Raw genomic sequence first — 21,693 nt, 5'->3', positions numbered from 1 at the left:
GACCGACGGTGGGAAACCGACCTACGGGGGTGGGCAGATGGCTGAGCAGCTGAGTACCGCGATTGAGTCCTCCATCCAGAAGACCAACCTGATCCTCAAGGACATCGAGCAGGCCTACGGCTGGCCGAAGTCGCAACGCAACCAGTCCTACTGCGCGCTGCGTACCGTGCTGCACCTGCTGCGCGACCGGATGCCGGTGCAGGAGAGCGTGGAGTTCGCGGCGCAGTTGCCGGTGCTGGTACGGGGGATCTACTTCGACGGCTGGCAGCCGATGGACGTGCCGGTGAAGCTGAACCGGGACGACTTCCTGTTCGAGGTGCGGCAACGCTTCCCGTACGACGTCGAGGGCGGCACCGAGCGCGTGGTCCAGGTGGTGCTCGACGCCCTGAGCCGGCACATCACCCCGGGCCAGTGGGAAGACGTGAAGGACAACATGCCCAAGGACCTGGTGCAGAACTTTCCCTGACCGACGGTCCCGACCGGCCCGCCCCACCACCGGTGGAGCGGGCCGTTCGCGTCAGCCCGCGAGGTCGCTCGGCGCCGGCACGCGGCTCACCGGCCGGCCGGCCCGCCCAGCCAGACCGGCGAAGGCCACCGCGTCGACGATCGCCGCGCCGCCGGGGTCTTTGTTGAAGTAGACGTACGCCGGTTCCGCGGCGTCGAACGTCCCGGCCAACCGGCGTACCCAGGAGGCGAGCGCGTCCCGGCCGTAGCGCGGCCAGGGCCGGGCCCGCCCCTCGTGCAGCCGCAGGTAGCCGAAGTCGGCGGTGCGCCACAGCGGCGTGACCGGGCGGCCGAGCCGGTCCGCCCAGACCAGCGCGGCGCGGCGGCGCTCCAGCGCCCGTCGCGTGTCGTCCGTCCACCAGGAGGGGTGCCGCAGCTCCACCGCCACCCGCACCTCGGCCGGGAAGAGGCGCAGCGTGGCGTCCAGCGCCTCCGGGTCGGCCCGCAGGTTCGGTGGGAGCTGCACCAGCACCGGTCCGAGCCGGTCACCCAGCCCGGTGGCCCGGCCGAGGAAGCGGGCCACCGGTTCGCCCGGCTCCCGCAGCCGCTTGATGTGGGTGAGGTAGCGGCTCATCTTCACCGCCACGCAGAAGTCGTCCGCGGTCCGGTCCCGCCAGGCGACGAACGTGTCCCGCTCGGGCAGCCGGTAGAAGGCGTTGTTGACCTCCACGGTGGCGAACCGCGCCGCGAAGTGCTCCAGCCACAGCCGCTGCGGCAGCTTCGCCGGGTAGAAGCGTTCCCGCCAGTCCCGGTACTGCCAACCGGAGGTGCCGACCAGGATCATCGCCGCGGCCTAGGCGAGATCGAGGCGGAAGACCTCGAAGGCGGCGCCGTACCGGACGCCCAGGCGGGTGCCGGCCGGGCGGGCCAACCCCCCGAGGAACTCCTCCGCGTCGAAGCCACCGTCGCCGAGTCCGCTCAGGTAGGCCCCGTGTGCCCGCAGCGAGGCCACGCCCCGGTCGAAGGTGGCCGTCACGTCCACCCCGTGCCGCGCCCGCGGCGAGGCCGCCGCCCACACCTCGCGTACCCGGGCCCACGGCTCGACGCCGTCCACCAGCTGCTCCGGGAAGATCCACCGGTTGCCGGCGTCCCGGACCCCGTCCAGCACCGCCCGGCCGCAGGCGATGTGGTCGGCCTGGTTCAGCGCGTACGCCCCGTCCCACGTCTCCCGGAAGTTGTTGGTGATCACGATCTCGGGGCGGTGCCGGCGGACCACCGCGGCGATCTCCCGACGCAGCGGCACGCCGTATTCCAGCAGCCCGTCCGGCAGGCCAAGGAACTCCACCGTGTCCACCCCGACCACCGCCGCCGACGCGCGCTGCTCCTCCTCCCGGAGCACCCGGGCGCGGTCCGGCGGCATCCCGTCGATGCCGGCCTCGCCGCTGGTGAGCAGGAAGTAGCCGACCTGCTTGCCCTGCCCGGTCCAGCGGGCCACCGCGGCCGCCGCGCCGAACTCCAGGTCGTCGGGGTGGGCCACCACGGCGAGCGCCCGCTGCCAGTCCTCGGCCAGCGGCGTCAACGGCTCCGGCTGTCCCACGGCCACCTCCACTCCGGCGTTCCCTCCGCCATCCTGGCACCGACCGGGCCGGCCCGCCGTCCACGCGCGGGCCTCTCGGCCCGGGTGACGCCCGGCGGGGCCCGGCGAACCGTCCGTGTCGCCCGGCCCCGGCGTCTACGGTGTGGTTAGAGGAGATCGCGCGTGGGGTACCACCGCTCCACGACGAACCCCGGCCGACGGCGGGGCGGCACACCCGAGGGAGCACCCATGGCACTCAACGACGACGACATGCAGACCACCGGTGGCGGCGGGGCCGAGGGCCCGGCCGACGGTGGCGCGACCCCGGGCCAGCGGGACGGTGGCGCGGACGGCGGTGCGGACCGTGGCGCGGAGCGCGGGGCCGACCGCGGCGCCGACAAGGGCGCCGAGGGTCCGGCCGACGGTGGGGCGACCCCGGGCAAGCAGGACGGCGGCGCGGACGGCGGCGCGGAGGGTCCGGCCGACGGTGGCGCGACCCCCGGCCAGCGCGACGGCGGCGCCGACGGCAGCGCCTGACCGATCGCCATGACCCAGCTCGACCCGTCCGACAGATCCAGCTCGGCGCGTCTGACACCGCGCCACGACCGGGAACCGTCGCCGGGCGGCGACGGCCGCCCGGCGGTTCCGCCTTCCGCCGCCGAGCCCCTCGCCCGGTGCATCACGGTCGAGCCGGCCAAGTTCGCCGCCGACCACTGGGGACGCAGCCCGCTGCTGTCCCGGGCCGCCGAGCTGCCCAACCCGCGCGGTTTCACCGACCTGTTCAGCCCGGCCGACGCCGACGAACTGCTCAGCCGGCGCGGTCTGCGTACCCCGTTCCTGCGGATCGCCAAGGACGGCGAGCTGGTGCCGGCGGCGCGCTACACCGGCGGCGGCGGCGCGGGCGCCGAGATCGGCGACCAGGTCCTCGACGAGCAGGTTCTCCAGCTGTACGCCGACGGCGCGACCCTGGTCCTGCAGGGCCTGCACCGGACCTGGCCGGCGCTGAGCGACTTCGCCCGCGAGCTGGGCACCGCGTTGGCCCAGCCGGTGCAGGTGAACGCCTACCTGACCCCGGCCGGCAGTCAGGGCTTCGCCACCCACTACGACACGCACGACGTCTTCGTGCTGCAGGTCGACGGCCGCAAGCACTGGCGGATCCACCCGCCGGTGCTGCCCGACCCGCTGGAGCGGCAGCCCTGGGGCGGGCGGGCCGACGAGGTGGCCGCGACCGCCGAGGGGCACGCCGCCCTGGACGTGGTGCTCGCCCCCGGCGACGCGCTCTACCTGCCCCGGGGCTGGTTGCACAGCGCCCAGGCGCAGGAGCGCAGCTCGCTGCACCTGACCGTGGGCATCCGGGCGCTGACCCGGTACGCCCTGGTCGAGGAGCTGCTGGCGCTCGCCGCCGACGATCCCCGGCTGCGTGCCGGGCTGCCCTTCGGCGTCGACGTGGCCGACCCGGACGCGCTGGAGCCGGAGCTGACCGAGACCGTGGAGGCGCTGCGCGACTGGCTGCTGCGGGCCGACCCGGCCGCGGTGGCCGACCGACTGCGGGCACGGGCCTGGCCGGCCGCCCGCCCGGCGCCGATCCGGCCCCTGGCCCAGGCCGCCGCGCTGACCGCACTGGACCCGGACAGCCGCGTCGCGGTCCGGGACGGCCTGCGCTGGCGGCTCGACCCGAGCGGCGACGGCCGGATCGCGCTGCGCCTGTTCGACCGCGCCATCACCCTGCCCGGCAGCTGCGAGCCGGCGCTGCGCGCCCTGCTCACCGGCGAGGTCACCCGGGTCGGCGACCTGCCCGGCCTCGACGACGACGCCGACCGCCTCGTTCTGGCCCGCCGCCTCCTCAAAGAAGCCGTCCTAACCCCCGCCTGACCGCCCCCGCCTCGAGGTCGCGTCGATCATGGGGTTGGCGGCGTGACCGGCCGGGTGCCGCTCGCCGCCAACCTCATGATCAACCGGACGGAGCCTGGCGCCGGCAAGCCGCGGGTGATCGCGGTCAGCGGGGGGCTAGGGCGAGGAGGAGGACGGTGGTGACCAGGCCCGCGGCGGCCACCAGGGTGATGGCACGCGGGGTCAGCACGGCGTGCCGGCGGTCGGCCAGCAGCCGGGCCGGGGCCAACCCCACCAGCGGCCCGAGCAGCGTGACCACCAGCGCCAGCACCGGCAGGCCGACCGCCAGGTCCCCGCTGGAGCCCTCGCCCAGCGCCCGCGCGCCCATCCCCAACGCGTACGCGACCAGCGCGCCGCCGACCCCGCAGCCCACCAGCAGCGAGTTAGCCGAGCCGGGCAGCTCGCCCGGCTGACGGGTCCGGTCCAGCACCTCGCGTACCCCGTGCAGCAGCAGCACCGGATCGCCGGTCGCGTCCCGGGCCGGCCCGGGCAGCTCGCCCAGTCGCCGCCCGCCGCTGCCCATCCGGGCGCGCAGCTGCCCCCACAGGTGGGCGGCCTCGGCGTCGACCCGCTCCACCAGCTCCCGCGCCTCCGCCACCTCCGCCTCGGCCCGGCGGACCTGCTCGGTGGCCTCCGCCACCGCCCGGTCGGCGGTGGCGCACTGCTGCGCGTACCAGGTGTGCGCCTCGGCGCGCTGGGCGGCCACCCGGGCGGTCAGCTCGGCGAGCCGACGGATCTGGGCGGCGTACGTCTCACTGGCGACCGGTTCGTTCATCAGAACTGCAGCGTGGAAGCCCGGCCGTTAAAGGCCGGGAGGAAACGCCGCTTCCTCCCTTCGGATGATTGTCTTAGGTGGACGGTAAATTGTGAGTCGTGGGTGATGTGGTGAAGCGGGCTTACAAGTACCGCTTCTACCCGTCCCCTGAACAGGCTGGACAGTTGTCCCGGACGTTCGGGTGTGTGCGTCTGGTGTACAACCGGGCGTTGGAAGCCCGCACCCGGGCGTGGGCGGTCGACCGCCAGCGCACCACGTACGTTGAGTCGTCGGGGTGGCTGACCGAGTGGAAACGCACCGATGACCTGGCGTTCCTGAACGAGGTGTCGTCGGTGCCGTTGCAGCAGACGCTGCGGCATCTGCAGGCCGGATTCGTAGCGTTCTGGGACAAGCGGTCCCGGTATCCGAGGTTCAAGTCCAAGCGCAAGTCGCGGGCGTCGGCCGAATACACCCGCTCCGCGTTCCGCTGGCGTGACGGCCGGCTCACTCTGGCCAAGATGAACACCCCGCTGAACATCGTCTGGTCGCGACCCCTGCCCGAAGGGGCGGAACCCTCGACAGTCACGGTGTCCCGGGACGCCGCCGGCCGCTGGTTCGTGTCCCTGCTGGTGGAGGACCCCGCGGTGAAGCCCCTTCTGCCGGTCGCGGGCGAGGTCGGTGTGGACGCGGGCATCACCAGCCTGCTCACCCTGTCCCACCCGATCCCCGGAATCAGCGACGAGCACGGCAAGGTGGCCAACCCGCGGTACGGACAGGCCGACCGGCGGAAGCTTGCCAAGGCGCAGCGGAACCTGGCCCGCAAACAGAAGGGCTCCAACAACCGGGCCAAGGCCCGAATGAAGGTGGCCCGCATCCACGCCCGTATCGCGGACCGGCGTCGGGACCATCTGCACAAGCTGACCACTCGACTCGTCCGTGAGACTCAAACGGTCGCGATCGAAGACCTCAGCGTGCGCAACATGCTCCGCAACCGCCGCCTCGCTCGTGTCATCTCCGACGCGGCCTGGGGTCAGTTCCGCAGCATGCTGGAGTACAAAGCCGACTGGTACGGGCGTGAGGTGATCCCCGTCGACCGGTGGTTGCCCTCGTCCAAGACCTGCTCCGGGTGCGGGCGGATCAACACCACCCTCGCCCTCAACGTCCGCTCGTGGACGTGCCCGGGTTGCGGGGTTGAGCACGATCGGGACATCAACGCTGCTAAGAACATCCTCGCCGCCGGGCTGGCGGAGAGGTAAAACGCCTGCGGAGCTGATGTAAGACCCCAAGGGAAGATCCTCCCGGAAAGGCAGTCGGCGATGAAACAGGAAACCTCACGGGCGACCGTGAGAATCCCGGCCCATAGCCGGGAGGATGTCAACGCGACGGACCATAAGGGATGATCACCTGGCCGGTGCGGTGCACCGCCCGGTCGAAGTAGAGCCCTCGCCACGGGCGGGGGTACCAGTCCGGCCCGCCGGTGCCCGGGTAGAGCGAGGAGCCCAGCTCCGCGCCCTGCACGTCGAGCGCCACCCAGGCCCCGATCTGGTCGGTACGCGCCGCCGGCCCGCCCAGGTCGGCCCGCATCCGGGCCACCCCGCGCCACCAGGCCAGCACGTGCGTACGCCGTTCCGGGCCGTCGTGCAGGATCCGGCGCAGCTGCTCCAGCCCCGTCCGCCGGCCAGCCTTGCCGGCGAGCTGTCCGGCGGCCGCGTCGACCGCGTAGAGCAGCAGATAGTGCGGGCTGTTCGGGGTGCCCGGGGCGCCGAGCGAGTCGCCCACCTCGGCCATCAGCTCGGGGACGGTCTCCTCGTCGTACCAGGCGGCGTCGTCGGCGAGGTCCTCGTAGAGGGCGCGGGCGGCCGGGTCGGCGTCCGGGTCGAGGCAGGCGATGGAGAACCGGGCCGTGCCGGGGCGGTGCTGCCGGGCCAGCGAGCGGGCGGCGGCGTCCAGCACCGCGCACGCCTCGTCCACCCGGGTGCCGAGCACGGCCAGGTTGCGCCCGGGCGCCCGGGGCAGCCGCAGCGCCGCCGAGCGGGCCTGCACGTCGATGATCTCCCCGAGCAGCGCGACCGGGCTGCGTGGCACCCCCTGCTCCGGGCCGGTCAGCGCCCGGAAGTCCGGCGCCTCGGCCAGCTTCGGGATCGCGTCGCCGTCGAAGAGCCGGGCCGGGGAGGCGTCCTGCGGGCGCATCCGCCACAGCCGGTGCTGCAGTTCGCTCCACGTCTCCCAGTCGCCGGCCGACGGGATACGGGCCACCTGGTTCCCCTCGGCCAGCCCCGACTCGGCGTTCACCACCGCGTGGTGCCGGGGCAGCGACTGCGCCGCGTCGTTGCGCTCGGCCAGGATGCGCAGCGCCTTCGGCAGTGCGATCCGCAGGGTGAACTGGGCGACCAGGGCGGGTCGCCCCCACAGCGCCTCGATGCCCCGGACGTCCTGCGAGGCGAGCACCAGGTGGATGCCCTGCGACCGCCCGCGCCGGGCCAGGTCCTCCAGCAGGTCGGCGGCTTCCCGCGCGACCACGTCCCGGCCGGCCAGCAGCGCCTGGAACTCGTCCACCACGGCGACGATCCGCGGCCAGTGCCCGGTCGGGTCCACGGCGCGCAGCTCGGCCAGCTTGGTGACCTCGTGTTTCTTCGCCGCGTCCGCCCGGCGGCGCAGCTCCTCGGCGAGGAAGCGCAGCAGCGCCAGGCCGAACTCCCGGTCGGTGTTCACGTTGATCCCGACCAGCCGCATGTGTGGCAGCCAGCTCGGGTCCCGGCGGCCCTGGGCGAACCGCGCGAAGGACACCCCCTCCTTGAAGTCGAGCAGATAGAACTCCAGCTCGGCGGGGGAGTAGCGGGCGGCGAGCGCGCCGATCCAGGCGAAGATCAGGTTGGTCTTCCCGGTGCCGGAGGGGCCGCCGATCAGCGCGTGCGGCGGGTAGTCGCCGAGGCTGAGCTGCACCGGCCGGCCGTGCGGGCCCTCGCCGATCGGCGCGGTCAGGCCGTGCGCCGAGTCCGCCCGCCAGTAGTCCTCGGGCGGGGGCAGCAGGTCGGTGAAGGGCGCCGGCGGCGGCCCGGCGTTGACCCGGGAGGCTGTCTCCCGGCACGTCTCGGTGACCAGCCCGGGCGGGGGCGGGGGGTCGAGCGCCACCGGCAGTCCGCCGATCCGGGCGTCGTCCGGCTCCACCACGACCCGGGTGACCGTGGGGTCGTCGGGCAGTTCGATGCCGCGGACCACCAGGTGCACCCCGCAGGCCGCCCCGGTCCGCACCACCCGGTCGAGCTGGCCGCGCTCGTGCCGGGACAGTTCGTCGCCGCCGAGCAGCACCGCCACCCGCCACGGCTCCGGCCGGCGGCCGGTGGTCGCGGCCAGCTCGCGCAGCGACGCGTACTCCCCGGCCAGCACGGTCTCGTTGATCCGGCGGATCTGCTCCACCAGGTCGTCCAGCAGCCGACCCAGCCCGCCGGGGCCGACGAAGGTGAGCAGGCCGGCGGTGCCGAGCGGGGCGAACCCGGCGAGCCCGCCGCCCAGGTGCTCCGGGTCGTACCCGACGAGCCGGACGCTGCCCGGGTCGGCGCGCCCCAGGGAGCGCAGCAGCAGGGCCGGCACCACCGCGGCGATGCCCTCCCGGTCGCTGCCGGCGAGGTGCACGTGACCGGCGTCCAGCAGCGGCACCAGCGCCGGCAGCGGCTCCGCGCCGGGGATGCGCACCGTGCCGACGCGTACCGCACCGGGGGTCTCCGCGCGGTCGGCGGGGGTGGGTCGCCACCGGTCCCACGGCGCGGACGCCGCGCCCGGCGCCTCCCGCTCGGCCGCGGCGGCGGCCCGCCGGGCCAGCTCGGCGATCCGGGTGGTGTGCCGGGCGTCTATCTCGGCGAGCCGGCGGTCGCGGGCGGCGCCCACCCGCTCCGGTACGTCCGCCGCGGCGCGCCGCACGCGGACCAGCCGGTCCCGGTGGGCCGCCAGGTCGGCGTCGGCGGCGGCCAGCCGGTGCCGGGTGGCCCCGAGTGCCTCGGAGAGCAGCCCCCGGACCCGCGACACCACCTGGGCGCGGACGTCAGCCATGCGTACCCCGTCCGGGTTCCCGCTCGTCGGCGTCGTTGGGTAGGTCGCGGCCGAGCAGGTCCAGCAGCACCCCGGTGACCACCCCGGCGGTGACCGCCGGATCCGCGGCGTGCGGTTGTTCCTGCTCGCCGGAACGGCGGGGCGGGGGCATCCGACAGACCCGGGTCAGCAGGGTGTCCAGCACCGGCGGCGGCAGCCCGGGCAGCAGGTCGCGGACCCGCCCGTCCAGCTCCCGGCGCAGCCGGGCCAGGTCGTCGGCGCGGGGCGGGTGGCCGAGCAGTTCCCCGGCCAGCTCGCGCAGCAGTGGCGGGGCGATCGCGGCCAGCCCCAGCCCGACGTCGGCGTGTGCCCGGCGCAGCTCCGCGTGCAGCCGGGCCCGGTCGCCGGAGCGGACCCCGGTCACCACCCGGCGCAGCAGCTCGCGGGAGTCGCCGACCCGTGCGTCCGGCTCGTCCGGGGCGCCCTCCCGACCGCCGGTCAGCTCCGCCACCCGCACCGACCACCAGCGCCGCATCGCCGGCTGCTCGCCCGGCTCGGCCGCGGCGTCCGGGGCCGCCGGCGGCGCCTCACCCCGCGGTGCGTCGTGCTTCGGCCGGCGCTGCTCGCCGGCCGGGGCGGGCGCGCCGTCGGCGGCCAGCCCGATCGCGGCCAGGTACGCGGACAGCTGCTCCTGGGCCACCCGCAGCGCGTACCCGGCGGTCTCGGCGTGCTCGGTCGCGGCGGACAGCTCCGGCACCCCCAGCGGGCTCGCCGATTCCTGCCGCACCCAGCGCAGCCGCTCAGTGGCCTGGCCGAACTTCTCCAGCGCCACGGCGAGCTGGGCCAGCGGCAGCTCCTCGGCGGCGGCGCGCACCTGCCCGCCGACGTCCTCGATGATGGACACGTCCCGCCCCTACAGGGTGGCGACGTAGAGCTGCGCCTGCTCGACCGCGACCAGGGTGGCGGCGAGGCACTCCTCCAGCTCCTGGCTGGCCTGCGTCAGCGACGCCTGGGCCGCCTCCACCGTCTCGTGGCCGCTGCCCTCCAGGGCGCCGGCCAGGGTCTGCTGCGCCTCGGCCAGCTTCTCGCCGGCCGCCTGCACGGCTGTCTGCCCGTCACCTATCTGCTGGAGGGCGACATCGATGGCTGACTTCAGCTCGGCGACGCTCGCCACGGGGGACCTCCTGGGGGCAAGGGAGATATCCATTACAACCCATCCCGCCGGATGGGCGAACATCCGCCCTCGCGGTGTTCCTGCCCGGCTGTCCGATCAATCCCCTGACGTGCACGGAAGCCCTTTCGCCCGGACGACCCCGGTCCCGCCGGCGAACCGCCTGGTCCCGTGCACGAGTCACCCCGCCGGGCGTACCCCGGTCACCGCACGGGCCCGCGGCGCTGGACGTCCGGCGGCAGCCAGCGTGGCCCGTGCACCTCGGCGCCCAGCGCACCCACCCGGGCCCGCAGCTCCCGGTCGGCGGTGACCACCACCCGGCGTCGGTCCGGTGCCGCGGCGACCAGCTCGACCATGGTGTCGTCGCCGGATCCGGGTGCGGCGACCACGGCCACCCCCGGCGCGGCCGGCACGTTCCGCGCCGCGCCCTCCACCACCAGCACCACGTCCACCGGTGGCGGCAGCTCCGGTGGTACGCCCCGGTCGGCCAGCGGCGCGAGCGCGTCGCGCAGCCGCGCCGCCGCCCCGGCCCGGTCCCGCCACCAGCCGTCCGGCCGCGAGCCCACCACGTTCGCGCCGTCGACGATCAGCAGCGCCCTGTCCGCCATGCCCCCAGCCTGCCATCCGGAGGCGTTTGTCGCGCCGACCGCCGGGTAGCCACCGCCGACCGTGCCGCGCCAGTCGCCCGGCGGGGCGCGCCGCGTCTGAGGAGCGGAGGACAGAGATGATGGGACCCGGTGACTTCGGCTCCGACCCGTGGGACGAGTTCCTGGCCCGGTACTTCGGTCGCGGCGAGGGGGGACGCCGGCCGGCGCACCGGGTCGACATCACCCGGCTGATGACCGCCGACGCGCGGGAGATGCTGGCCGACGCGGCCCGGCGCGCGGCGCAGAAGCACAGCAACGACCTGGACACCGACCATCTGCTCTGGGCGGCGCTGCAGCGGGAGCCGCTGCGCGATCTGGTGCGCCGCGCCGGCGCCGACCCGGACGCCCTGGTCAACGCCCTTGGCGGGCGCGGTGACGGGGCGCCGCGCGGCGAGGTGCCGCCGAACCTGTCGCTCACCCCGGCGGCCAAGCGGGCGTTGCTCGACGCCCACCAGCTCTCCCGGGCGATGGGTGCCAACTACATCGGCCCCGAACACATCCTGATGGCCCTGCCGTTGAACCCGGAGTCCCCTGCCGGCCGGATGCTGGCCGCGGGCCGGATCCAGCCGGAGTCGCTCCAGGCGGCCAGCGCGGAACGCGGCGGCACCCCCCGCCCGGACCGCGGCACCCCCACCCTCGACCAGTACGGGCAGGACCTCACGGAGCTGGCCCGCAACGACCAGATCGACCCGGTCATCGGCCGGGCCGACGAGATCGAGCAGGCCGTGGAGATCCTGTCCCGGCGGACCAAGAACAACCCGGTGCTGATCGGCGAGGCCGGCGTCGGCAAGACCGCGATCGTGGAGGGGCTGGCCGAGCGGATCTGCGACGGCGACGTGCCGCAGACCCTGATCGGCAAGCGGGTCATCCAGCTCGACCTCGCCGGCCTGGTGGCCGGCACCCGCTACCGGGGCGACTTCGAGGAACGGCTGAAGAAGGTGATCGACGAGATCCGGGCGCACAAGGACGAGCTGATCATCTTCCTGGACGAGATCCACACCCTGGTCGGCGCGGGTGGCGCTGGCAGCGAGGGCGGCATGGACGCCTCGAACATGCTCAAGCCCGCCCTCGCCCGCGGCGAGCTGCGGGTGATCGGCGCGACCACGCTGGACGAGTTCCGGCGCAGCATCGAGAAGGACGCCGCGCTGGCCCGCCGGTTCCAGCCGGTCTTCGTGCCCGAGCCGAGCGTCGAGGACACCGTCACCATCCTGCGCGGCCTGCGGGACCGCTACGAGGCGCACCACCAGGTCCGCTTCACCGACGAGGCGCTGGTTGCCGCCGCCGAGCTCTCCGACCGCTACATCACCGACCGCTTCCTGCCGGACAAGGCGATCGACCTGATCGACCAGGCCGGCGCGCGGGTGCGGCTGCGTACCCGTACCCCCGCCGAGGACGTGCGCGAGCTGGAGCGGCAGCTCGACGAGGTGCGCCGCAACAAGGAGCAGGCGGTCGCCGGCGAGCAGTACGAGCGGGCCTCCCAGTTGCGTGACCGGGTGTCCGAGCTGGAGGAACAGGTCCGCCGTGCGAAAGGCGATGGGGAGAGCCCCGAAGTGCCGACGGTCGGGCCGACCGAGATCGCCGAGGTGGTCTCCCGAGCCACCGGCATCCCGATCAACCAGCTCACCGAGGAGGAACGCGACCGGCTGCTGCGGCTGGAGGGGTACCTGCACGAGAAGGTCGTCGGGCAGGACGACGCGGTCAGCGCGGTGGCCGAGGCGGTGCGCCGCTCGCGTGCCGGGCTGGCGGACCCGGACCGGCCGATGGGCAGCTTCCTCTTCCTCGGCCCGACCGGCGTCGGCAAGACCGAACTCGCCCGGGCCCTGGCCGAGGCGCTCTTCGGCGAGGCGGACCGGATGGCCCGGGTGGACATGAGCGAGTTCCAGGAGCGGCACACGGTCAGCCGGCTGGTCGGCGCCCCGCCCGGCTACGTCGGCTACGAGGAGGCCGGCCAGCTCACCGAGGCGGTGCGCCGCCGCCCGTACGCGGTGGTGCTGCTCGACGAGATCGAGAAGGCGCACCCGGACGTGTTCAACATCCTGCTCCAGGTGCTCGACGACGGCCGGCTCACCGACAGCCAGGGCCGCACGGTGAACTTCAAGAACACCGTCCTGATCATGACCAGCAACCTCGGGTCGGAGATGATCACCGGCACCCAGCGCACGGTGGGCTTCGGCGTCGGCGAGCCCGGCCGGGAGCAGGAGGCCAGCGAGCTGCGGGAGCGGCTGATGCGCCGGCTGCAGGAGAACTTCCGGCCCGAGTTCCTCAACCGGATCGACGAGGTGATCATCTTCCAGCGGCTGGAGGCCGAGCAGCTGCGGCAGATCACCGAGCTGATGCTGGAGGAGACCAAGCGTCGGCTGCACGCCCAGGACATCCAGGTCGAGTTCACCGCGGCCGGCATCGACTGGCTGGCCGAGCACGGCTACCAGCCGGAGTTCGGGGCCCGCCCGCTGCGCCGGGTGATCCAGCGGGAGGTCGACAACCGGCTCTCCCGGATGCTGCTGGAGCACCAGGTCTCGCCCGGCCAGAAGGTCGTCGTCGACGCGCGGGACGGGCAGCTGTCCATCGAGGTCGGCAGCGGGGACCGCGACTACGTCGCCGCCAGCACCTCGCACCCACGATGAACCGGAAACGGGACGAGATGACCGAGCCGGAGGAGAGCCGGGAGGAAACCGAGCGGCGCGAACCGATCGTGAGCCCGCCGACGGCGAACCCGTCGCGGGTCAAGGTGCCGCCGGAGGGTGTGAAGAAGCAGACCGACGAGGGCGACCGGACGCCGTCCGGGCCGCCGCCGGAAGAGGAGGCGTGATGGTACGCGAACAGCGCGTGGATACCGAGGTCGACGTGCTCTGGGACGACTTCCACGCCCTGGTGAACGTCCCCTCCGAGCAGTTGCGCCAGTGGCTGCTGACCCGTGGCTCGGGGGAGGAGTCGTTCGGCCCCGCCCCGAACATGGACCTGCCCGAGCCGGGCCGGCACATCCTGCGGGTGCTGAGCAAGCGCAAGGTGGACCTCACCCGGGAGGACCTCGAGGTGATGCAGGAGGCGGTCGACCGCATCCAGGACCTCATCGACGCCCGGCCGAGCGGCGGCAACGTCGACAACGAGTGGCGGTACTCGCTGCTCGACCTCGGGCACGACGTCCTGGTCGAACGCTGACCGGACCGGCCGACGGCACCCGGGGAGTCCCGGGTGCCGTGCCGTGCGCTACTCGGACGATTCCATGCTGGGTAGCTCCAGGCCGGCCGTGTCGGCGGCGGCCTGCCGCTCCGCGCGGGCGCGTTCCTCCCGGCTGAGCAGGTTGGCGTACTCGGTGATGTCCGCCGGGTCGGGCACCTCCGGCAACCGGCGCAGGAACGCCTCCAGGTCGGTGGAGGCGGCGGTGTGCGCGGCGGCCGCCTGGCGCAGCAACTCCCGCTGGTCGGCGGCAGGGTACAGATCAGTCATGTCGCCCTGATACCCGCGCTCAGGCGGTTCGCACCCCGCCGGCCGCCGCCACCTGCGCACCGAAGTCGGGACGACCCAGCAACCAGGCCAGGTAGTCCGGGTGCGGGGCCAGCGCGTCGGTGTACGCCGCCACGGCCGTCTCGAGCACCGTCTCGGCGACCCGGGCGGTCGGCGCGTCCGGGTGCCAGCCCAGCAGCAGCCGCCAGCGCAGCGGCGTACCGGCCAGCCGGCGGGTCACCAGGCCGGCGACGGGCCGGAAGGTGGCCTGGCAGAGGCCCACCGCCGCGCCGGCGTCGACCAGGTCCAGGCAGCCGCGCACGTCCGCCTCGTACAGCTTGCGGGGGGTGAAGCCGGCGCGGGCGCAGGCGGCGGCGAAGCAGTCGCCGAAGCAGCCCTCCCCGGGCGCCGCGACCCACTGCTCGTGCCGCAGGTCGACCAGGCGCACCTCGTCCCGGCCGGCCATCGGATGGGTCTGCGGCAGCAGCACGAAGATCGGGTCGACGGCGACCTCCCGCCAGCTCAGCCCGAACTCCGCCGACGGGGCGGCGTCCCCGCACACCCCGGTCAGCGCGAAGTCGAGCCGGCCGCCGGCGACCAGTTGGGCCAGCTCGTCCACCGACCAGGACGCGTACGTGCTGATCTGCACGTCGGGCCGCTCGGCGGCGAGCCGGTGCACCAGCCGGCCGAGGATCGGGCTGTTCACCCCGCCGAACCGGTACCGGGTCAGCGGGTCGGCCGCCCCGGCCAGCCTGGCCGCCTCGTCCTGCAGGCCCTTCATCGCCGGCAGCAGCACCCGGGCCCGGTCCAGCACCAGTTCGCCCAGTGCGGTGGGGCGGGCGCCGCGGCGGTCCCGGTCGAACAGCGGACCGCCGAGAGCCCGCTCGATGCGCTGGAGCTGGGCGGTCAGCGCCGGCTGGGCCAGGCCGAGCATCGAGGCGGCCTTGGTGACGCTTCCCGTCTCCGCGATCGCGCAGACCACCCGCAGATGTCGCAGCTCCAGATTCATACGGTGACGGTAGGACCACGAACGGGGATGCGGAAGGGCCCGTCCGCCATCGGTGTACGCCGATCAGTCGGCCGTCCGTCGACGCGGCGGCCGGGGTCGGCTCAGTGCTTCCCCGGCCGCTCCAGATCGGACAGCTGGGTAGGCCGGCCGGTCACCGCGTCGCGGACCTTGTCCAGGACCCCCACCGCCGGCTCGACGAGCTTGTTCCACGGCGGGGTGGCCGGGGTGCCCGGGTGCGGCCGGGTCGGCGCCGCCTCCTCGGCGATCTCCCACCGGTTGCCCAGCCGGATCAGCTCGGCGTCGGTGGCCACCTCGCGCAGCGGCGCCACCAGCGCGGCGACCCGGTCGACGTGCCGGCGTACCCGGTCGACCACCTCGGCCAGCGCCGGGTCGTCCGGCCCGGACAGTTCCCGCAGGGCGGTGAGCAGCCCGGCGTCCGCCTCGATCTCCCGGTCCAGCAGTTCGGCGCCGGCCGGCACGACGGCCCGGGCGGCGGGGAAGAGGTACTGCTCCTCGGCGGACAGGTGCCGGGACACGACGGCGGTGAGCACGTCGAGCACCTCGCGCCGACGCTCGGCGGGCAGGTCCGGGTCGGTGACCCGCCCGGCCAGGCCGAGCAGCGCGGCGTGCTCCCGCGCCACGAGGTCGATCAGGCTCCGGCCACCTGGCCGGTACACGTCGTCCGCGGCGGGCGGCAGCGGCGGCAGGGGGACGGTCACGGTGCCCTCCTCGACTGATGGCCGGCGGCGCCGCCGGCCCGGGTCAGCGGTGCGGGAACGCCACCGGCGATACCCGTACCCGCGATCCGTGAAACCGCCCGCCGGGCGGGGCGGACCGGGCGTCGGGACCGGCTGGTATGAAGAAGCGATGACGAGCGACCCCGCCTCCGCCCGACCCGACCCCTCCGACGAGGTCGTGGACCTCTGCCGCGACCTGCTGCGCATCGACACCACCAACACCGGCGACAACGACACCAGCGTCGGGGAACGCCGCGCCGCGGAGTACGTCGCCGAGAAGCTCGCCGAGGTCGGCGTCGACGCGGAGCTGCACGAGTCCGCGCCGGGCCGGGCCAACCTGGTCGCCCGGATTCCCGGCACCGACCCGGGCCGGGACGCGCTGCTGGTGCACGGCCACCTCGACGTGGTGCCCGCCGACCCCGACGAGTGGTCGGTGCATCCCTTCTCCGGCGAGCTCCGCGACGGCTACCTGTGGGGCCGCGGCGCGATCGACATGAAGGACTTCGACGCCATGGTGCTCGCCGTGGTCCGCGGCTGGCAGCGCGCCGGGGTGCGCCCGTCGCGGGACATCGTGCTCGCCTTCACCGCCGACGAGGAGGCCGGCAGCGACTACGGCGCGCACTTCCTCGCCCAGCGGCACCGCCACCTCTTCGACGGCTGCACCGAGGCGATCGGCGAGGTCGGCGGCTTCTCCTACTCGGTCGACGAGCAGCGCCGGCTCTATCTCATCGAGACCGCCGAGAAGGGCATCGACTGGCTGCGCCTGCACGCCAAGGGCCGCCCCGGCCACGGCTCGATGGTGCACGACGACAACGCGGTCACCGCGCTCGCCGAGGCGGTCGCCCGGGTCGGCCGCCACCGCTTCCCGGTGGTCGTCACCGACACCGTGCGGGCGTTCCTCGAAGAGGTCTCCGACGTGCTCGGCATCGAGATCGACCCGGAGGACCCGGAGACCGCGATCGCCAAGCTCGGCCCGATCGCCAACATCATCGGCGCCACCATCCGCAACACCGCCAACCCGACCCGGCTGGCCGCCGGCTACAAGGACAACGTCATCCCCGGCCGGGCCACCGCCACCATCGACTGCCGCAGCCTGCCCGGCCAGTCGGAGCTGCTGGAGCGGCAGCTGCGCGAGCTGATCGGCCCGGACATCGCCATCGAGTACATCCAGCGTCAGCCAGCCCTGGAGACCACCTTCGACGGCGACCTGGTCGAGGCCATGTCCGCCGCGCTGCGCGCCGAGGACCCGGGCGCCCGCCCGGTGCCGTACATGCTCTCCGGGGGCACCGACGCCAAGGCGTTCTCGCAGCTCGGCATCCGCTGCTTCGGATTCGCGCCGCTGCGGCTGCCCGCCGACCTCAATTTCTCCGGGCTGTTCCATGGCATCGACGAGCGGGTTCCGGTGGACGGGCTACAGTTCGGCGTGCGGGTTCTCGACCGGTTTCTCCGCAGCTGCTAGCCGTGTCCGTCACGTCACCGTCGGCGCGGAATCTCCCCCCATCCGAAGGGACTGCCACACATGACCGACCAGCACGGTGAGCTGGACGCCGCCCTGGAGCGGGTGATCGACGCGGCGCGTGCCCACCTGGCCGCCGTCCGCGCCGCCCACGGCCGGATCGACGACGACAACGTCTGGCAGGCGTACGTCGCTCTGAACAATGCCTCGTTCGCCTACGACGAGCAGTTGCTCGACGCGTTCGGCGAGGTGACCCCGTGGGACGTGGAGTCGATCGACCCGAACGAGGCCGACGAGCGCTTCGGCGGCGTCGAGGGGGTCGAGGCCACCGACCCGCACCCGCGCGTCATCTCGGTCCGGCAGCGCCGCGACTACCGGGTGCCGAGCGTGTCCGCCCTGATCCGGGCGGCCGAGGCGGCCCGCCGCGAGGGCACCCCCGAGGAGGACGAGCCGGCCCCGGTCGAGGGGGTCGGCGAGGCCGTGCTGGAGCTGCTGCAGAGCGGTGACGGCTCGCTCAGCGCGCTGGACGTCCCCGAGTTGGAGCCGCTCGACGGCCTGGTCATGGTCAGCGAGGTCAGCAGCCCGGTCGACCTGGAGTCGTTCGACGACGACGACCCGCTCGGCCCGTTCCAGCCGGCCGCCGACGACCGTCTCGTGGGCCGCCTCGACGAGCACCCGTTCCTGGAGCTCGACGAGGAACACGACCACGCCCACTAGGCCACGCCGCCCCCGGGGCCCGACCATCCGGTCCGGGCCCCGGGGCGTACCGCGTCGGCCCGATCCGGCCGTCCTCAGTACGACAGGCCCGGCTGCGGCTGGTTGACCCGGCGGCGGCGCAGCATCACCTGCCGCGTCCCGTCCCGGTACAGCCGCACCCGGGCCAGCTCCCATCCGGAGAACTCCGCCTGGATCGCCAGCTGCGCCGCGGCGGTCAACCGGTCGACATTCGCAGGCAACCGCAGCGGCGCGTATTCGTAGTCCATGCCCTCTATGCTGCCCAGCCCGGTGGTCCACCGCCACCCCCGGGCGGTGACCCGGATCGCCGCCGGTCGGCCGGCATCCGCGCGGCGGGCCTCAGCCGTCCCGTTCCGGGTAGCCCACCGGCACCGCCGAGACGTCGTCGAGCGCGGTGACGATCTCCTCCGGCAGGGTCATCCGCTCCACCTGCAGCGCGCCGAGGAGCTGCCCCACGGTGCGGGCGCCGAGGATCGGCGCGGTGACCCCCGGCCGGTCCCGGATCCAGGCCAGCGCCACCTCCAGCGGCGACACGCCCAGCCCCCCGGCCGCCGTGGCGACCGCCTCCACGATGCTGGAGCAGCGCGGCTCCAGGTAGGTGGCGACGAAGCGCTCGAAGTGCGGCGACGCGGCCCGGGAATCGGCCGGACGGCCGTGCCGGTACTTGCCGGTGAGCACCCCGCGGCCCAGCGGCGACCAGGGCAGCACGCCCAGCCCCAGCGCCGCGCAGGCGGGCAGCACCTCGCGCTCCACACCCCGCTCCAGCAGCGAATACTCCACCTGCGCGGCGACCACCGGGGCGCGCCCCGGCCAGGCGGCCTGCCAGGCGGCGGCCCGGGCGGTCTGCCAGCCGGAGAAGTTCGACACCCCCACGTACCGGGCCTTGCCGCTGGACACGGCGTGGTCCAGGGCGGCGAGGGTCTCCTCCAGCGGGGTGTCCGGGTCGTATCCGTGCACCTGCCACAGGTCGACGTGGTCGGTGCCGAGCCGGCGCAGCGACGCCTCCAGGGTCCGCAGCAGGTGCCCGCGGGAGTTGTCCCGCCGGCGGCCGCTGCCCGGCCGCAGCCCCGCCTTGGTGGCGATGAGCAGCTCGTCCCGATCGACCAGGCTGCCCAGCAGCGAGCCGATCACCGACTCGGCGTCGCCGTCGGCGTACACGTCGGCGGTGTCGACGAGGTTGCCGCCCGCGTCGAGGTAGCTCTTCAGCTGGGCGGCCGCGTCGTCGGCGTCGGTGTCCCGTCCCCAGGTCATGGTGCCGAGCGCGAGCCGCGAAACCGCCAGCCCGCTTCGGCCGAGCGGTCGCTGTTGCATGGGTGAACCTTATTTCGAACCTCGCGTCACGGATATCCTCGCCCGGAGTCAAGTTCCTGCTCCACCCAGCCCGGCGAGCTGTGACGCGGTCGGGGGTGAGCCGGTGACCGGCTCGGCCACCGGCATTGCGTAACCTGATGCGACCTGTGGTGCGGACGGTGGGAGGACCAGTGCGACTCGGGCTCAGCCTCGGATACCAGACGGCGTGGAGCACGCCGGCCGATCATCTGGCCCTGGCTCAGGAGGCCGACCGGCTCGGCTACTCGGTGGTGTGGGCGGCGGAGGCGTACGGCTCCGACTCGCCGAGCATGCTGGCGTGGATCGCCGGCCAGACCGAGCGGATCGACGTGGGCAGCGCGGTGATGCAGATCCCCGCCCGCACCCCGGCGATGACCGCGATGACCGCCGCCACCATCGACACGCTCTCCGGCGGCCGGTTCCGGCTCGGCCTGGGCGTCTCCGGCCCGCAGGTCTCCGAGGGCTGGCACGGCGTCCGCTTCGCCAAGCCCCTGGCCCGCACCCGGGAGTACGTCGACATCGTCAAGCTGGCGATCGCCCGCAAGGAGGTCGCGTACGACGGCGAGCACTACACGCTGCCGCTGCCGGACGGCTCGGGCAAGGCGCTCCGGTTGGGTTTCCACCCACCGCGCGAGCACATCCCGATCTACCTGGCCGCCGTCGGCCCGAAGAACCTGGAGCTGGCCGGCGAGATCGCGGACGGCTGGCTCGCCATCTTCTACGCGCCCGAGTTCGCCGAGGAGCAGCTCGCCGCGGTCCGCGCCGGCCGGGCCAAGATCGGCGAGGAGCTGACCGGCTTCGACGTGGTGCCGTCCGTCCCGGTGGTGGTCGGCGACGACGTCGCCTCCTGCGCCGAGCTGGTCCGCTGGTACGCCGCCCTCTATGTCGGCGGTATGGGCAGTCGGGAGCAGAACTTCTACAACCAACTCGCCATCCGAATGGGCTACGGCGACGCGGCCCGCGAGGTGCAGGACCTCTACCTCGCCAAGCGGCAGCGCGACGCGGCCGCCGCGGTGCCGACCGAGTTCATCGACCGCACCTCGCTGCTCGGTCCGAAGGAGCGCATCGCCGAGCGGATGCGGGAGTACGCGGAGGCCGGCGTCACCACCCTGTCGGTGACCCTCTTCGTCGGTGACCGGGAAAGCGGCGTGCAGACCCTGCGCACCGTCGCCGAGGCCCTCGAGCTGTCCGGAGTCGGCGAGTGACCTGGGTCGAGGCCATCGTCCTGGGCATCGTCCAGGGGCTCACGGAATTCCTGCCCGTCTCGTCCTCCGGGCATTTGCGGATCACCTCCGCGATCTTCTTCGGCCGGGACGCCGGCGCGTCGTTCACCGCGGTGACCCAGTTGGGCACCGAGGCGGCGGTGCTCATCTACTTCTTCAAGGACATCTGGCGGATCGTCCGTACCTGGGTGATCGGCATGTGGGACCGCTCGGTCCGGTCCAGCCTCGACTACCGGATGGGCTGGTACGTCATCGTCGGCACCATCCCGATCGGCGTCTTCGGCCTGCTGTTCAAGGACGCGATCCGCGACACGGCCCGGAACCTGTACCTGATCTCCTTCACGCTGATCTTCTTCGCGCTGGTGCTGGCCTTCGCCGAGTACTGGGGGCGGCAGACCCGCACGCTGGAGAACTTCCGGATGCGCGACGGCATCGTCATGGGCTTCGCCCAGGCGATGGCGCTCATCCCAGGCGTCTCCCGGTCCGGCGGCACGCTCACCTTCGGCCTGCTGCTGAATCTCACCCGGGAGACGGCAGCCCGGTACTCGTTCCTCCTCGCCATCCCCGCCGTGGTGCTGTCCGGCGTGTTCAGCCTCGGCGACGTCTTCGAGCCCGCCGAACCGGGCACTGCGGCACCCAGCGTGGCCCAGATGGTGGTCGCCACGGTGATCGCCTTCGCCATCGGCTACGCGGCCATCGCCTGGCTGCTGCGCTACGTCGCCCACCACACCCTGTACCTCTTCGTGCTGTACCGGGTGGCGCTCGGCACCCTCGTTCTTTGCCTGCTCCTCACCGGGACGATCCAGGCCACGTAGCCCCTCTTCCTCGGCTGGCTCTCGCTTTTCGGGGCTGGTTGCTCTTGTGAGGTGGTTGCGGTTGTGGGCTGGGGGCGAGGGTGACCGGCTCCGGGCGGTCAGGCTTGATCCCTGCGCCGGGCACGGTCGCCCCCAGCCCCGTCGTGTGCCCTGCCCGCCCGTGCGTTGCGGTCTTCCTTTCTGGTACGACCTGCTGCCGGGTTGGCCGTCGGGCGCTTTTTCGCCAGCGGTGAGCGCTTCAGGATCTTGGACGGTTTCCGGTCAGCGGTGACGGCGGCTGTCCAGGATTCGGAAGACGCTGCTGGCCGGCACCCGTGTTGGGGTGCCGGCCGGCGGTGTTGTTGCTTGTTCGGTTGTCAGCTGTGGTGCTCGGCTGTTTGGGTCAGCTGTTCCAGTGCTGGGCGACGAGGTCGGCGGCCTGCTGTTCCCACTGGGCG

General features: G+C 73.8%; 23 protein-coding genes. 11 read left to right on the top strand and 12 right to left on the bottom strand.

Features of this window, described 5'->3' with window-relative positions:
* Positions 1-37 precede the first annotated feature (37 nt).
* Positions 38-466, top strand: coding sequence for a DUF2267 domain-containing protein (locus ACFYML_RS13405; RefSeq protein ID WP_357442378.1), 429 nt, complete (start codon positions 38-40; stop codon positions 464-466).
* A 51-nt stretch (positions 467-517) separates the two neighbouring features.
* Here ACFYML_RS13405 and ACFYML_RS13400 read toward each other — a convergent pair whose 3' ends face one another.
* Positions 518-1,288: a DUF72 domain-containing protein gene (locus ACFYML_RS13400; protein WP_387420845.1), complete on the bottom strand. Its 771-nt coding sequence runs from the start codon at positions 1,286-1,288 to the stop codon at positions 518-520.
* A 9-nt stretch (positions 1,289-1,297) separates the two neighbouring features.
* On the bottom strand, positions 1,298-2,041 hold the full coding sequence (locus ACFYML_RS13395; RefSeq protein ID WP_387420844.1) for a PIG-L deacetylase family protein: 744 nt from the start codon (positions 2,039-2,041) through the stop codon (positions 1,298-1,300).
* Between the two features lie 228 nt (positions 2,042-2,269).
* Between ACFYML_RS13395 and ACFYML_RS13390 the strand changes: the two genes are divergently transcribed.
* Together ACFYML_RS13390 and ACFYML_RS13385 are read left to right on the top strand one after the other, a co-directional pair.
* Entirely contained in the window at positions 2,270-2,557 is a 288-nt protein-coding gene (locus ACFYML_RS13390) for a hypothetical protein (protein ID WP_357442384.1), read from the top strand.
* Positions 2,558-2,566: 9 nt separating this feature from the next.
* A complete protein-coding gene (locus ACFYML_RS13385; protein ID WP_387420843.1) occupies positions 2,567-3,892 on the top strand; it encodes a cupin domain-containing protein in 1,326 nt (441 codons plus the stop codon).
* 124 nt (positions 3,893-4,016) lie between these two features.
* Here the strand turns inward: ACFYML_RS13385 and ACFYML_RS13380 are convergent, their stop codons facing one another.
* Positions 4,017-4,685, bottom strand: coding sequence for a hypothetical protein (locus tag ACFYML_RS13380; protein WP_387420841.1), 669 nt, complete (start codon positions 4,683-4,685; stop codon positions 4,017-4,019).
* Positions 4,686-4,783: 98 nt separating this feature from the next.
* Here ACFYML_RS13380 and ACFYML_RS13375 point away from each other — a divergent pair, with 98 nt between their 5' ends.
* The gene (locus tag ACFYML_RS13375; protein WP_387420839.1) at positions 4,784-5,920 is read left to right on the top strand and encodes an RNA-guided endonuclease InsQ/TnpB family protein; all 1,137 of its coding nucleotides are present in this window, start codon (positions 4,784-4,786) and stop codon (positions 5,918-5,920) included.
* Positions 5,921-6,038: 118 nt separating this feature from the next.
* On the opposite strand, the gene ACFYML_RS13370 is transcribed toward ACFYML_RS13375, so the two are convergent.
* The 4 genes from ACFYML_RS13370 to ACFYML_RS13355 all read right to left on the bottom strand — a co-directional run bounded on the left by ACFYML_RS13370 (position 6,039) and on the right by ACFYML_RS13355 (position 10,469).
* Positions 6,039-8,711, bottom strand: coding sequence for an FtsK/SpoIIIE domain-containing protein (locus tag ACFYML_RS13370; protein WP_387420837.1), 2,673 nt, complete (start codon positions 8,709-8,711; stop codon positions 6,039-6,041).
* Positions 8,704-9,594, bottom strand: a complete 891-nt coding sequence (locus ACFYML_RS13365; protein ID WP_387420836.1) for a hypothetical protein — start codon at positions 9,592-9,594, stop codon at positions 8,704-8,706. The genes ACFYML_RS13370 and ACFYML_RS13365 overlap by 8 nt, the downstream gene beginning before the upstream one ends.
* Before the next feature lie 9 nt (positions 9,595-9,603).
* Entirely contained in the window at positions 9,604-9,864 is a 261-nt protein-coding gene (locus ACFYML_RS13360) for a hypothetical protein (protein ID WP_387420835.1), read from the bottom strand.
* 200 nt (positions 9,865-10,064) lie between these two features.
* Positions 10,065-10,469 carry a hypothetical protein gene (locus ACFYML_RS13355; protein WP_387420834.1) on the bottom strand — a complete coding sequence of 135 codons (405 nt, stop codon included), beginning with the start codon at positions 10,467-10,469 and terminating at the stop codon, positions 10,065-10,067.
* A gap of 116 nt (positions 10,470-10,585) precedes the next feature.
* On the opposite strand from ACFYML_RS13355, the gene ACFYML_RS13350 reads away from it, so the two are divergent.
* From ACFYML_RS13350 to ACFYML_RS13340, 3 genes are read left to right on the top strand one after another with little or no spacing between them, the layout of a single operon-like run.
* Positions 10,586-13,132, top strand: coding sequence for an ATP-dependent Clp protease ATP-binding subunit (locus ACFYML_RS13350; protein ID WP_387420833.1), 2,547 nt, complete (start codon positions 10,586-10,588; stop codon positions 13,130-13,132).
* Positions 13,129-13,317: a hypothetical protein gene (locus tag ACFYML_RS13345; protein WP_357442568.1), complete on the top strand. Its 189-nt coding sequence runs from the start codon at positions 13,129-13,131 to the stop codon at positions 13,315-13,317. Before ACFYML_RS13350 ends, ACFYML_RS13345 begins: the two co-directional genes overlap by 4 nt.
* Positions 13,317-13,667, top strand: a complete 351-nt coding sequence (locus tag ACFYML_RS13340) for a DUF3140 domain-containing protein (protein WP_387420832.1) — start codon at positions 13,317-13,319, stop codon at positions 13,665-13,667. Before ACFYML_RS13345 ends, ACFYML_RS13340 begins: the two co-directional genes overlap by 1 nt.
* Positions 13,668-13,715: 48 nt before the next feature.
* Here ACFYML_RS13340 and ACFYML_RS13335 read toward each other — a convergent pair whose 3' ends face one another.
* The 3 genes from ACFYML_RS13335 to ACFYML_RS13325 all read right to left on the bottom strand — a co-directional run bounded on the left by ACFYML_RS13335 (position 13,716) and on the right by ACFYML_RS13325 (position 15,680).
* A complete protein-coding gene (locus ACFYML_RS13335) occupies positions 13,716-13,955 on the bottom strand; it encodes a hypothetical protein (RefSeq protein ID WP_387420831.1) in 240 nt (79 codons plus the stop codon).
* 19 nt (positions 13,956-13,974) lie between these two features.
* Positions 13,975-14,961: a LysR family transcriptional regulator gene (locus tag ACFYML_RS13330; protein WP_387420830.1), complete on the bottom strand. Its 987-nt coding sequence runs from the start codon at positions 14,959-14,961 to the stop codon at positions 13,975-13,977.
* 101 nt (positions 14,962-15,062) lie between these two features.
* Complete coding sequence (locus tag ACFYML_RS13325; protein WP_387420829.1) at positions 15,063-15,680, bottom strand: hemerythrin domain-containing protein; 618 nt, start codon at positions 15,678-15,680, stop codon at positions 15,063-15,065.
* 148 nt (positions 15,681-15,828) lie between these two features.
* Between ACFYML_RS13325 and ACFYML_RS13320 the strand changes: the two genes are divergently transcribed.
* Entirely contained in the window at positions 15,829-17,157 is a 1,329-nt protein-coding gene (locus ACFYML_RS13320) for a M20/M25/M40 family metallo-hydrolase (RefSeq protein ID WP_387420828.1), read from the top strand.
* 60 nt (positions 17,158-17,217) lie between these two features.
* Complete coding sequence (locus tag ACFYML_RS13315; protein WP_387420827.1) at positions 17,218-17,871, top strand: hypothetical protein; 654 nt, start codon at positions 17,218-17,220, stop codon at positions 17,869-17,871.
* Between the two features lie 74 nt (positions 17,872-17,945).
* Here the strand turns inward: ACFYML_RS13315 and ACFYML_RS13310 are convergent, their stop codons facing one another.
* Together ACFYML_RS13310 and ACFYML_RS13305 are read right to left on the bottom strand one after the other, a co-directional pair.
* Positions 17,946-18,137 (bottom strand): DUF5703 family protein, encoded by a 192-nt coding sequence (locus ACFYML_RS13310; protein ID WP_073838148.1) that lies wholly within the window; start codon positions 18,135-18,137, stop codon positions 17,946-17,948.
* A gap of 91 nt (positions 18,138-18,228) precedes the next feature.
* Complete coding sequence (locus tag ACFYML_RS13305) at positions 18,229-19,200, bottom strand: aldo/keto reductase (RefSeq protein ID WP_387420826.1); 972 nt, start codon at positions 19,198-19,200, stop codon at positions 18,229-18,231.
* Positions 19,201-19,370: 170 nt separating this feature from the next.
* Between ACFYML_RS13305 and ACFYML_RS13300 the strand changes: the two genes are divergently transcribed.
* A complete protein-coding gene (locus tag ACFYML_RS13300; protein ID WP_387420825.1) occupies positions 19,371-20,423 on the top strand; it encodes an LLM class F420-dependent oxidoreductase in 1,053 nt (350 codons plus the stop codon).
* Complete coding sequence (locus tag ACFYML_RS13295; RefSeq protein ID WP_387420824.1) at positions 20,420-21,256, top strand: undecaprenyl-diphosphate phosphatase; 837 nt, start codon at positions 20,420-20,422, stop codon at positions 21,254-21,256. Before ACFYML_RS13300 ends, ACFYML_RS13295 begins: the two co-directional genes overlap by 4 nt.
* The last annotated feature ends 437 nt before the right edge of the window (positions 21,257-21,693 follow it).

The organism is Micromonospora sp. NPDC007230 (assembly GCF_042869115.1).
Lineage (GTDB): Bacteria > Actinomycetota > Actinomycetes > Mycobacteriales > Micromonosporaceae > Micromonospora.
This window is presented reverse-complemented; position numbering and strand designations above follow the sequence as displayed.